Origin of the sequence: Ornithinimicrobium sp., assembly GCF_051004135.1 — a bacterium.
Classification (GTDB): Bacteria; Actinomycetota; Actinomycetes; order Actinomycetales; family Dermatophilaceae; genus Ornithinicoccus.
Genome location: NZ_JBPCKQ010000105.1, coordinates 1 through 9,964, shown reverse-complemented (window position 1 = coordinate 9,964; position 9,964 = coordinate 1). Strand labels below are relative to the sequence as shown.

Sequence of the window (9,964 nt, the reverse complement as noted above, 5' to 3'; positions counted from 1 at the left end):
GGATCCCGCTCGGGGACGAACGCCAAACCGGACTGGCCCGGCCCGGCAGCATCATGGTCGACAAGGTCACCACGATGCCGCGCACCAAGCTCGGCGAGCACATCGGCGCCGTCTCCGACACGACCATGCTGGCCCTGTCTCGGTCACTGATCGTCTTCCTCGGCATCGCTTGACACCTCGACGGTGTGAGGCTTGGGTCGTCGCGCTTCTGCCGATCGCATCCACTGAAGTCGGTGATCTCGGCCTGGACCCGCCGCTGGAGCGCGTGCAGCCGCCGGAATTCATCACTTTGATCCGACAGACCGCGCAGGAAGTCCGCCACCAACGAGCTGACCGACGTGTCCTGCAGGGCCGCACGAACTCTGGCGAGTCGGTAGACCTCCTCGGGAACCGACACGGTTTCCTGGTTCAGCTGCCCAGGTGGTCGGTCAGCTGTTGCTGGCACTCCATGGCGACCTCGTCGTACTCATCCGGCTCCTGCCCTTCGCGCCGACGGATGCGCCAGCGGCCCATGCACAGCATGCTGGCCTCGTGGTGAGCCAGGCCTTCGTGCTCCGCGAGCATGATGCCTCTGGTGAACCAGCCGAGTGCCCGCTTCGTCTCACCCCTGTCGTCCCACAGCTCGCCGAGGTAGAGGTAGGTGCTCGCGTCGAGGGGTCGGCTCTTGCGGACCTGCTCGGAGACCTCCTGCGCCTTCACTCGCTCGTCCTGGTCCAGAAGGATGTCGACGATGGCGGCGCGAGGGTCCAGGTGGTCCCAACCACCACACTCGTATGCGCGCCACAGCACGTCGACGGCCCGCTCCGGGTCCTCGGCGAACCGGAACTGGCCTCCAGCGGCGACGAGCAGGTCAGCCGCGCTCATCTCGTCGTCGGGGTGTGTCTCTTGCGCCAGGGTGACGAGGTGCTTGGCCGCGGCCCGGTGATCGTCCTTGCTTCCGCCGGACACGGCGATCTCGAGGTCGTTGAAGTCGTCTTCGGACAGCGGTGCGCGCATGGGTCAACCGTATGTCGTGCGCTCGCCCTTCGTGGAGGTGCCCGCAGAAGAAGTTATGAGCAGTCGACGGCGACGGACAACGCCGAGCAGATCTCCCGCAGACGGATATCACTCAGGCGGCCGAGCCGTTCGACCAGGAGGGCGGTCGACACACTTTCGATGGAGTCCAGGCTCGCCACACACTGTCGCGGGACGGGGTCGAGGTCGGGGACAGCTCGACCTCGCTCGGCAGGCCACGAAGCGTGGTGGTGCAAGGGGCGACCAGTGTCCGCCGGCGTCGCTCGATCGCAGCATCGCGGGACAGGACCACGACGGGACGGCGGCCGATGTCCGGCGGCTCGCACCACCACACCTCTGCGCGTGCCGGCATCGCCCTCATCGAGCGCCGGCCGCATCGCCGAAGCTCTCGAGGTCACCCATGCATCGGGTTCATCCGCGGGATGAGCGGCGTAGGCCTTGGCATACGCGGCGTCGATCTCGGACCGACGATGCGCAGCGAGCAGGGCATTCAAGGCACGTTCGACCACCGAGGCGTCCGTCGCCCCGGGGGAGAGGCGGCGGGCGCGAGCGATGAGGTCTGAGTCAACGGTGGCGCTTAGTCGCTGCTTGGCCAAGCCACCATCATGCCACCATTGTCATATTGAGGGGGCTATCCCAGGATCAGGTTGAGTATCACGAGCAGGGGGATCGAGCCGGCCCACACTGCGGTCGTGATCCCGGACCAGCCCTTCAGCGCGGCTGTGCCCTCCAAGCCGGCGAAGCGGGTGACGACCCAGAAGTAGGAGTCGTTGAAGTAGCTGAAGACCATCGACCCGGCCGTGCAGGCGATGGCGGCGACGACGGGGTCGATGCCCAGGCTGGTGACCAGGGGTGCGGTCACCGAGGCGGCGGTGACCATCGCGACCGTGCCGGAGCCCTGGGCCACCCGTACGAACGTCGCGATCACGAAGGGCACCAGGAAGCCGGGCAGTGCGGTGCTCGCGACCGCCTCGGCGAGTGCGTCGCCCACGCCGGAGTCGCGCAACACCTGCCCGAGCGCGCCGCCGGCCCCGGTGATCAGCAGGATCAGACCGGCGGAGGCAGCAGCCTCGGCAAACCACCCCTGCACCTTCGTGCGCGGGGTCCAGCGCGGCAGCAGCAGGTAGACGGCCAGCAGCACACCGATGACCAGGGCCACGACCGGGTTGCCCGGCGATCTCAGCGACCGGCGGTCAGGAGCCCTTCGGCGCCGGCCCAAGCTCGCGCAGCAGGTCGCCCATGCGTGAGTAGGCCTTGTTGCGGTAGGCGATGAGCTCGGCCTTCCTGTCGTCGTCGAAGTCGCCGGTCAGGCCTTTGCCGTTCTTGGTTCCTTCGCGGCCGTCGTCGACGGCGTCGGTGAACAGCTTGGGGGTCGCCAGGCGCTCACCGAACTCGTTCTCCACGGTGGTGTAGCCCTTGACGTAGACCGCGAGCCCGGCCTGGTCGGCGATGGCGAACGGACCGAAGAAGCCGAGGCGGAAACCGAAGGTGGTGCGCACGATGGTGTCGACGTCCTCCACCGAGGCCACGCCCTGCTCGACGATGAGAGTGGCCTCCTTGAGCAGCGCGTACTGCAGGCGGTTCAGTGCCATGCCGGGGGTGTCAGCGACCTGGGCGCCCTCGCGTCCGGCACGCTCCAGCAGGTCCTTGACCGAGTCGATGACCTCCTGGGTGGTGGCCTCTCCGGCGACCAGTTCGACGCCGGGGATGAAGGGTGCCGGGTTGGAGAAGTGCACGGTGAGGAAGCGCTCGGGGTTGGTCACCGCCTCGACCAGCACCTTGACCGGGATGGTGGACGTGTTGGTGCCGATGATCGCGTCGGGGCGGGCGCTCTCGCAGATCCGTGCGAGGACTTCCTTCTTGACCTCTGGGTCCTCGAAGACGGCCTCCATCACGAAGTCGACGTCGGAGACGGCGTCCTCGAGGGTCTGGCCGGCCTTGAGGTTGCTCATGATGGTCTCTGCGCTACCCGGGTCGAACAAGCCCTGCTCCTCGAACTCCGTGGCCTCCTTCTCCAACCGATCGAGGGCCTCGCGGGTGGCCTCGACGCTGACGTCGGCGATCTGCACCTCGAAACCGTTGAGGGCCAGGACCTGAGCAATACCGCCGCCCATGTAACCGGCACCGACGACCGTGACGGTGTTGATCTTGCGCATGCGATGCCCTTCGTGGTCGGAGCTCAGGCGAGTGCGGAGGAGAGGACCAGCTCGATGTACTCCCTGTTCTCGGCGCACACGCCGAGGGAGTCGGAGCCGTAGTGCTCGCAGCAGAACGGCCCGGAGTAGCCCAGCTCGAGCGCCAGTCGGATCATCTGGCGGTAGTTGATGTAGCCGTACTTCAACGGCAACGGGGCCGAGCTGTAGGCGCCGGTCGCCGGGTCGTAATCGCGTGAGTAGTTCTTGATGTGCCAGAAGTTCGAGTAGGGAAGGACCTTGGCGAACATCTCACTGAAATGCGGCACGGGCCGGTGCAGCCGGATCAGGTTGCCCAGGTCGGGGTTGAGACCGACGGCATCGTGGTCGACGTCGCGGATGAAGCGGACCGCCTCGTCCGGGGTCCCAACATAGGTGTCCTCATACATCTCCAGGCTGAGCTGGATCTCGTTGACCTTGGCGTGGTCACCGAGTTCGCGGATGCGCTCGATCGCCAGGTCTCGTAGGGCCGGGTCGTCGATGTGGCCGTCGACCAACCAGAACCAGATCTGCTCGCTCTGCTGGGGGGTCACCGCCTGCATGAAGCCGGTGTTCACGATGGTGGCACCAAAGGTGGGTGAGAGGTCGATGAGGCGGTGCGCGTCGGCGAGGTTCTGCTGGCCGTTCGCGACATCGACCACCGAGTTGCGGGTCATCGAGATGGAGGAGATCGCCAGGCCCTCGTCGCGCAGCACGGTGCGGAACTCCTCGACCCGCTCATCTGACAGAGCGGCGAGGGGGACCCAAGCATCGGTTGGATCGATGTAGTCGAAACCCAGCTCGCGCACCTGGCGTAGGTGTGAAGCCCATACGCTGGAGTGTGCGTCCTTGATGTGGCCACCGTCGGGCGCACGGTTGCCGAATCCGAGCATGTTGGCTGCGATCGGCCAGGTCTGCGCCGTGAACATCGTCGTCCTCCGTGTAGTTAGTCTCGCAGAGGGTATAGGTCTACATCCTAACGGGGCTTCGGCCCAGCCCGACGAGTCATGCCCCGGGTTGCGGTCCACGTTCGAGCGCAGGCTCCCGCAGGGACCCACGGTCAGCGTGGTCGACCGCCACCACCCGCTACGCCTATGAAGTATGACCGCTGACGCGAAGTGCGTAACTGCAGGTCAGGTGCGCTGTCGTTGCGCGTGTGGAGCGAGCAACGTCCACTCTACCCCTCCAAACGCGACCTCCAGAGACGAAACTTGACTCAAAATTCCGGCTCCGCCGGCCCTAGCCCTGCTCCGCCGGCCCTAGCCCTCTAGGTGTGTCAACAGTCCAGGTAGGATTCCCGCTCCCCCGACTCGAGCGAGTCGAAGCGTGATCAGCGGAGCCTCACCAGGAGCTCGACGCGTTGGTCGATGGGGTTGTCGCCGGGACTGCGGAAAGGCCGGGACGTGGAAGCGCACGAGCACGGGAGGCCGGTGCGCAGCATGCTTGTCGACCAGGTCTACGAGCGGCTGGTGGAGCAGCTTCTCAATGGCACGCTGCACTCGGGGGACCGATCAGCATCGATGGGACGGCTCGTCGCCTCGGTGTCTCGCCCACGCCGGTGCGCGAGGCGTTGGCGCGTCTGGCGTCCACCGGAAACGTCACGCGGGTGGCCATGCGGGGCTACCGCAGTGCCGGAGATGCCGGACGTCAAGGAGATGGCCTACATCATGAACGCTCGTCTGCTCATCGAGCCTCAGTTGGCGGAACTGGCCTATGCTCCTGGCGACGACGGCTTGCTGGACGCTGTGGACGAGGCCATCGAGGAGCAGACACGGGCGCCGCACAGCCCCGACCCCGCGGCGATCAGGGAATACCACCGCGCGGACGAAACGGTTCCACCGGTTGATCGCCGAGCATGCTGACAGCGGGGCGCTGTTACGGGCCTACGACGCGTTGGGAGTGCACGGGCAACGCTTCCGGCTGTTCGTCGGGGTGGGGGTGAAGGATGCCGAGTACGCGATCGCCGAGCACTGGCGGGTGCTCGCGGCGATGCGGCGGGGTTACGGCCCTGAGGTGTACCGCATCATGCACGTCCACATCATGGGGTGAAGGAGCGAGCACTGGCCGAGCGGGCCGAGGGCGACCGCAGTACGGCAGAGCCGACGCCACCCGCAGACGGCGACCCTCGTTCCTGATGAGCAAGCGCCAAGGGGTGAGTTCGACCGCGCGGTGAGTTCTGGCTCGTGTTCTCCCTTAGTATCCCTATACGATCAAGGGATCGGTGAGTGGATCACGCTAGCCTGCTCCCGCATGCCCAGACCGGACCGGAGCGGCTCCCGCGGGCTGTCCGGCGCACCCGAAGGACGGAACAATGACGTACCTCCTCAACTCCCCGGACGACTTCGCCGACGAGGCGGTGCACGGCCTCGTTGCCTGCCACCCTGACCTCCTTGCGGAGGTGCCGGGCGGCGTGGCTCGCTCGACACAGACCCCGCAGGGACAGCCCGCACTCGTGGTCGGCGGCGGCTCCGGGCACTACCCGGCTTTCGCTGGGTGGGTCGGCCCCGGCATGGGCCACGGCGCCCCGTGCGGCAACATCTTCTCCTCTCCCTCGGCCTCCGAGGTGTACTCCGTGGTGCGCAACGCCGAGAACGGCGGCGGCGTGGTCCTCGGCTTCGGCAACTACGCCGGGGACGTCCTGCACTTCGGCCTCGCGGCCGAGAAGCTGCGTCACGAGGGAATCGACGTGCGCAGCGTCGGCGTCAGCGACGACATCGCCTCCAATAGCCCCGAGAACCACCGCGACCGTCGCGGCATCGCCGGCGATCTGCCGGTCTTCAAGATCGCGGGGGCCGCCATCGAGGCCGGCGCCGATCTGGACGAGGCCGAGCGCTTGGCCTGGAAGGCGAACGACGTGACCCGTTCGTTTGGCCTCGCCTTTGACGGGTGCAGCGTGCCGGGCGCCGATGAGCCGCTGTTCCACGTCGAGGACGGGCAGATGGGGGTCGGGCTCGGCATCCACGGTGAGCCCGGGGTGCGCGACGAGAGTCTCGGCACCGCGGCCGACGTCGCCGACCTGCTGCTGGACGACCTGCTCGTCGAAGAACCTCCGCGCGGCGAGAACGGCTACGACGGCCGGGTGGCCGTCATCCTCAACGGCCTCGGGACGGTCAAGTACGAGGAGTTGTTCGTCGTCTACGGGCGCGTCGCCGAGCGCCTCGAGGAGAGAGGACTCACCGCCGTTCGTCCTGAGGTCGGCGAGTTCGTCACCAGCCTCGATATGGCCGGCTTGTCACTGACCCTGGTGTTCCTCGACGACGAGCTCGAGAAGCTCTGGCTCGCTCCGGTCGAGACACCCGCCTACCGGCGCGGAGCGATGCCGGACGTCGAGCGCACCCCGCGCACCAGCACCTGGACCGCGGCGGAGAACGAGATCCCGGAGTCAGCCGAGGAGTCCCGAGCTCTCGCCGGGAAGATCGTCGGCGTGCTCGAGGTGTTCGAGAAGGTGTGTGCCGAGAACGAAGCCGACCTGGGTCGCCTCGACGCGGTCGCCGGCGACGGCGATCACGGCCACGGCATGGTGTTCGGCTCCCGCGGGGCCGCGCAGGCGGCCCGCACCGCCACCGAGCAAGACGGCGGGGCCCGGACCACGCTGCTGCTGGCAGGTGAGGCGTGGGCGGACTCCGCGGGCGGCACCTCCGGTGCCCTGTGGGGTGCCGCGCTGACCAGCGCCGCCGGCGTCTTCTCCGACACCGAGGGCGGCAGCGACCAGCACACCGTGGACGCCCTCACTGCGGGCATCGACGCCATCCTCCGTCTGGGCGGCGCGGAGCCGGGTGACAAGACGATGGTCGACGCGGCCGTCCCGTTCCGCGAGGCCCTGGCCGAGGCGTTCGACGGGGACGCGGGTGAAGCCATCGCCTCCGCGGCCCAGGTCGCCCGGGAAGCAGCCGACAAGACCGCGGACATCACCGCCCGGCTGGGGCGTGCACGGGTGCTCGGCGAGAAGAGCGTCGGCACGCCCGACCCGGGTGCGCTGTCGTTCTCGATGCTGATGGCTGCCCTGGGTGACCATCTGTCCGGTTGAACAAGGCCCCCGTACGAAGGAGAGAACCATGGCACTGAGGATCGTGGTCGGCGGCGACAACGCCGGCTTCAGCTACAAGGAGGCGCTGCGCAAGGACCTGGAGTCCGACGACCGGGTGGAGTCCGTGCAGGACGTCGGCGTCACGCGCACCGAGGACGACACCTCCTACCCGAACGTAGCCGTCGCGGCCGCGAAGAAGATCGCCGCCGGCGAGGCGGACCGCGCGCTGTTGATCTGCGGCACCGGGCTCGGCGTCGCCATCTCCGCCAACAAGGTCAAGGGGATCCGGGCCGTCACCGCGCACGACCTCTACTCCGTGCAGCGGTCCGTGCTGTCCAACAACGCCCAGGTGCTGTGCATGGGCGAGCGCGTGGTGGGACTGGAGCTGGCGCGGGTCTTGGTGAAGGAGTGGCTCGACCTGGAGTTCGACCCGCAGTCCTCCTCCGCGGCGAAGGTCGACGCCATCTGTGCGTATGAGGGCGACTGACAGCGGAGCCAGCGAGATGTGTCCGATGTGGGTCGGCACCAGTTGGAAGATGAGCAAGGGACTGGCGGAGGCTCGACGGTACGTCCGCGGGCTGGCCGACCACCTCGACGGGCTGGCTCCCGCCGGTGTGCAGCCCTTCGTCATACCGTCGTTCACCGCGCTCGCCGCGGTGAACGACGAGCTCGGAGCCGACTCACCAGTTCTCCTCGGTGCGCAGAACGCGCACTGGGAGGACCAGGGAGCCTGGACCGGTGAGGTCTCCGTTGCTCAAGCGAAGGACGCAGGTGCCCAGCTGGTGGAGATCGGCCACTCCGAGCGCCGTGAGCACTTCGGCGAGACTGTGCAGACCACTCGTCTCAAGGTGGCCGCCACGTTGACCCACGAGCTCGTCCCGCTGTTGTGCATCGGTGAGAGCGCCGAGGTCAAGCAGGCCGGCGGCTCGTCGCGGTTCATCCTGGAGCAGGCGGCCGGCGCGCTTGACGGTCTGGATCCGGAGCAGCTGGCGCGCGTCGTGATCGCCTACGAACCGATCTGGGCGATCGGCGAGACGGGTCGACCTGCCACGACCCAGGAGCTGCGGGAGCCATTCCGAGACCTCGGTCGCGAGTACGGCCGCCGTGTCCGGGGGTTGCTTTACGGCGGCTCGGTGAACCTCGACAACGCCGCGGACCTGCTCGGTATCGACCACGTCACCGGGCTGTTCGTCGGCCGCGCCGCCTGGCAGCTGGCCGGCTTCCTGAGCCTCCTCGAGATCGCCGCTGCCCACCCCAAGGCGACCGGCTGACCAAAGCGCCGGAGACTCCATGCGAAGAAGGCTGTAGCCGCAAGCCCTCCGTAGGGCTGGAGCCGTGCTCCACCCCGCGGGGCATCTGGCCGTGAGCCGACGGCTCGACGGTCCCATTCACCGATCTCCACCGCCAGGGAGAACGCCGTCAGTGTGGAGATCCCGCGCAGGCACGCCAACCGGTGGGACAGGTCGGTGAACGGGCTGTCCGCGGCCATCGCGATGATTTTGGTGTCCAACCGTGCGCGACGGGTCGTGGTCGGCACCACGTTCGGGTGGGCGTCCTCGAACGCGGCCTGGGTGCCGTCGCAGGTACGGACCAGGTCACGGGCCGATTCCTCGATCTCGGTCGGTACTCGTACCGGGGTGATCTGGCCCAGGCGCAGCAACCGGGCCAGGTGCAGTGCGTCCCGGGCATCGGTCTTGATCCGGTCCCCGCAGGGACGCTGCAACTTCGAGGGGCCGCGACCTGGCAGCCGATGCCCGCGCCTGTCAATGCCCCGGCCAGCCCGAACCCGGTCGACTCGGACTCATACAGCACCGACACAGGGCCGGGCAGGTCGGCGATCCAGGCCAGCGCTACCGGCGGCGCCAGACCCAACCTGGTCTTGATCACCTCACCGGTGACGCCGTCGATCGCTGCCGCCGCGATCGATCGTATGTGCACGTCCAAGGAGGTGGCCTTCGCCATCGCCTCGCTCACCAGTCCTAGCGTCGCCGCGACCACCGGGACAGCGCTCACCGTCGACGGGGGCCTGACCGACCTCCGCCTCCCTCCCCGGACCTGAAGGGAACAGCATGGACGTGCGATTCGACGACACAACGGTCCTGGTCACCGGCGCCAGCACCGGGGGCGGGGCGGCCGTGGCCGCCGGCTTCGGGGCCAGCGGTGCCCGGGTGGCGGTGCACTACAACTCCAGTGGGGCCGCCGCGACGGCCGTCGCGGACGGCATACGAGCCGGTGGCGGGGAGGCCTGGACCGTGCAGGCCGACCTGTCCCTCCCTGGGGGCGCCGCGGCTCTGGCCGCCGCGGTGCACGAGCACTGGGGCGGCATCGACGTGCTCGTCAACAACACCGGCGGGCTGGTCGAGCGGCGCCCGACCGGTGAGCTGAGCCAGGACCTGTCCGAGCAGGTCTTCCAGCTCAACGTCGGCTCGTTGACCGAGCTGGTCAACGCATACCCACCGGGCACGCCGCAGGCCCCGCCGAGCAGGCCCTGGACACGGCCTGCGGTCTCTACCTGGCCGCCCCACCGCCTGGACCTGAACCCCCGACGAACTTACGGGCGTGACCACTAGGGTCGACGACATCAGATCAGTCAGGAGAGGTGGTCGTGAAGGTTCCGTTCGACAACGTCGCAGTGCTGCCCGTTCCGGCGGACAACGCCGCGGTGGCCGCGCGCAGGATCGACGCCGGTACCCGCCTGCTGAGCGAGTCCGGCGCCGTCACCGCCAGCCACACCGTGCCGGAGGGACACCGG

At 68.2% G+C, this 9,964-nt stretch carries 13 protein-coding genes; 8 read left to right on the top strand and 5 right to left on the bottom strand.

The genetic code is table 11. From position 1 onward, the window contains the following. Positions 1–2: 2 nt before the first annotated feature. Entirely contained in the window at positions 3–173 is a 171-nt protein-coding gene (locus ACR2FV_RS06035; protein WP_434014792.1) for a type II toxin-antitoxin system PemK/MazF family toxin, read from the top strand. A 235-nt stretch (positions 174–408) separates the two neighbouring features. Here ACR2FV_RS06035 and ACR2FV_RS06030 read toward each other — a convergent pair whose 3' ends face one another. The 5 genes from ACR2FV_RS06030 to ACR2FV_RS06010 form a co-directional block, all read right to left on the bottom strand. After that, positions 409–996, bottom strand: coding sequence for a hypothetical protein (locus tag ACR2FV_RS06030; RefSeq protein WP_434014790.1), 588 nt, complete (start codon positions 994–996; stop codon positions 409–411). Positions 997–1,108: 112 nt separating this feature from the next. After that, the gene (locus ACR2FV_RS06025) at positions 1,109–1,366 is read right to left on the bottom strand and encodes a type II toxin-antitoxin system PemK/MazF family toxin (protein WP_434014789.1); all 258 of its coding nucleotides are present in this window, start codon (positions 1,364–1,366) and stop codon (positions 1,109–1,111) included. Between the two features lie 279 nt (positions 1,367–1,645). After that, the gene (locus ACR2FV_RS06020; protein WP_434014788.1) at positions 1,646–2,233 is read right to left on the bottom strand and encodes a GntP family permease; all 588 of its coding nucleotides are present in this window, start codon (positions 2,231–2,233) and stop codon (positions 1,646–1,648) included. Further along, positions 2,208–3,170, bottom strand: a complete 963-nt coding sequence (locus ACR2FV_RS06015) for a 3-hydroxyacyl-CoA dehydrogenase family protein (RefSeq protein ID WP_434014787.1) — start codon at positions 3,168–3,170, stop codon at positions 2,208–2,210. Before ACR2FV_RS06015 ends, ACR2FV_RS06020 begins: the two co-directional genes overlap by 26 nt. 23 nt (positions 3,171–3,193) lie before the next feature. Beyond that, on the bottom strand, positions 3,194–4,114 hold the full coding sequence (locus ACR2FV_RS06010; protein WP_434014786.1) for a sugar phosphate isomerase/epimerase family protein: 921 nt from the start codon (positions 4,112–4,114) through the stop codon (positions 3,194–3,196). A gap of 708 nt (positions 4,115–4,822) precedes the next feature. Between ACR2FV_RS06010 and ACR2FV_RS06005 the strand changes: the two genes are divergently transcribed. The 7 genes from ACR2FV_RS06005 to ACR2FV_RS05975 all read left to right on the top strand — a co-directional run bounded on the left by ACR2FV_RS06005 (position 4,823) and on the right by ACR2FV_RS05975 (position 9,782). Continuing rightward, positions 4,823–5,047, top strand: a complete 225-nt coding sequence (locus tag ACR2FV_RS06005) for an FCD domain-containing protein (RefSeq protein ID WP_434014793.1) — start codon at positions 4,823–4,825, stop codon at positions 5,045–5,047. Beyond that, complete coding sequence (locus ACR2FV_RS06000) at positions 5,028–5,234, top strand: FCD domain-containing protein (RefSeq protein ID WP_434014785.1); 207 nt, start codon at positions 5,028–5,030, stop codon at positions 5,232–5,234. The genes ACR2FV_RS06005 and ACR2FV_RS06000 overlap by 20 nt, the downstream gene beginning before the upstream one ends. Before the next feature lie 262 nt (positions 5,235–5,496). Further along, positions 5,497–7,212: an L-erythrulose 1-kinase gene (gene lerK / locus ACR2FV_RS05995; RefSeq protein WP_434014784.1), complete on the top strand. Its 1,716-nt coding sequence runs from the start codon at positions 5,497–5,499 to the stop codon at positions 7,210–7,212. A gap of 28 nt (positions 7,213–7,240) precedes the next feature. Further along, complete coding sequence (locus tag ACR2FV_RS05990; RefSeq protein ID WP_434014783.1) at positions 7,241–7,699, top strand: ribose-5-phosphate isomerase; 459 nt, start codon at positions 7,241–7,243, stop codon at positions 7,697–7,699. 16 nt (positions 7,700–7,715) lie between these two features. Next, positions 7,716–8,483 (top strand): triose-phosphate isomerase, encoded by a 768-nt coding sequence (locus ACR2FV_RS05985; RefSeq protein WP_434014791.1) that lies wholly within the window; start codon positions 7,716–7,718, stop codon positions 8,481–8,483. A 479-nt stretch (positions 8,484–8,962) separates the two neighbouring features. After that, a complete protein-coding gene (locus ACR2FV_RS05980) occupies positions 8,963–9,271 on the top strand; it encodes a hypothetical protein (protein ID WP_434014782.1) in 309 nt (102 codons plus the stop codon). A 10-nt stretch (positions 9,272–9,281) separates the two neighbouring features. Next, positions 9,282–9,782, top strand: coding sequence for an SDR family NAD(P)-dependent oxidoreductase (locus ACR2FV_RS05975; RefSeq protein WP_434014781.1), 501 nt, complete (start codon positions 9,282–9,284; stop codon positions 9,780–9,782). The last annotated feature ends 182 nt before the right edge of the window (positions 9,783–9,964 follow it).

Bases quoted from the DNA above. Each gene is read 5' to 3' on its own strand.
- ACR2FV_RS05975 (WP_434014781.1), top strand. From the start codon at position 9,282: ATGGACGTGCGATTCGACGACACAACGGTCCTGGTCACCGGCGCCAGC.
- ACR2FV_RS05990 (WP_434014783.1), top strand. From the start codon at position 7,241: ATGGCACTGAGGATCGTGGTCGGCGGCGACAACGCCGGCTTCAGCTAC.
- ACR2FV_RS06015 (WP_434014787.1), bottom strand. From the start codon at position 3,170: ATGCGCAAGATCAACACCGTCACGGTCGTCGGTGCCGGTTACATGGGC.
- ACR2FV_RS05985 (WP_434014791.1), top strand. From the start codon at position 7,716: ATGTGTCCGATGTGGGTCGGCACCAGTTGGAAGATGAGCAAGGGACTG.
- ACR2FV_RS06025 (WP_434014789.1), bottom strand. From the start codon at position 1,366: ATGCCGGCACGCGCAGAGGTGTGGTGGTGCGAGCCGCCGGACATCGGC.
- ACR2FV_RS05980 (WP_434014782.1), top strand. From the start codon at position 8,963: ATGCCCGCGCCTGTCAATGCCCCGGCCAGCCCGAACCCGGTCGACTCG.
- ACR2FV_RS06005 (WP_434014793.1), top strand. From the start codon at position 4,823: ATGCCGGACGTCAAGGAGATGGCCTACATCATGAACGCTCGTCTGCTC.
- ACR2FV_RS06030 (WP_434014790.1), bottom strand. From the start codon at position 996: ATGCGCGCACCGCTGTCCGAAGACGACTTCAACGACCTCGAGATCGCC.
- ACR2FV_RS06010 (WP_434014786.1), bottom strand. From the start codon at position 4,114: ATGTTCACGGCGCAGACCTGGCCGATCGCAGCCAACATGCTCGGATTC.
- lerK (WP_434014784.1), top strand. From the start codon at position 5,497: ATGACGTACCTCCTCAACTCCCCGGACGACTTCGCCGACGAGGCGGTG.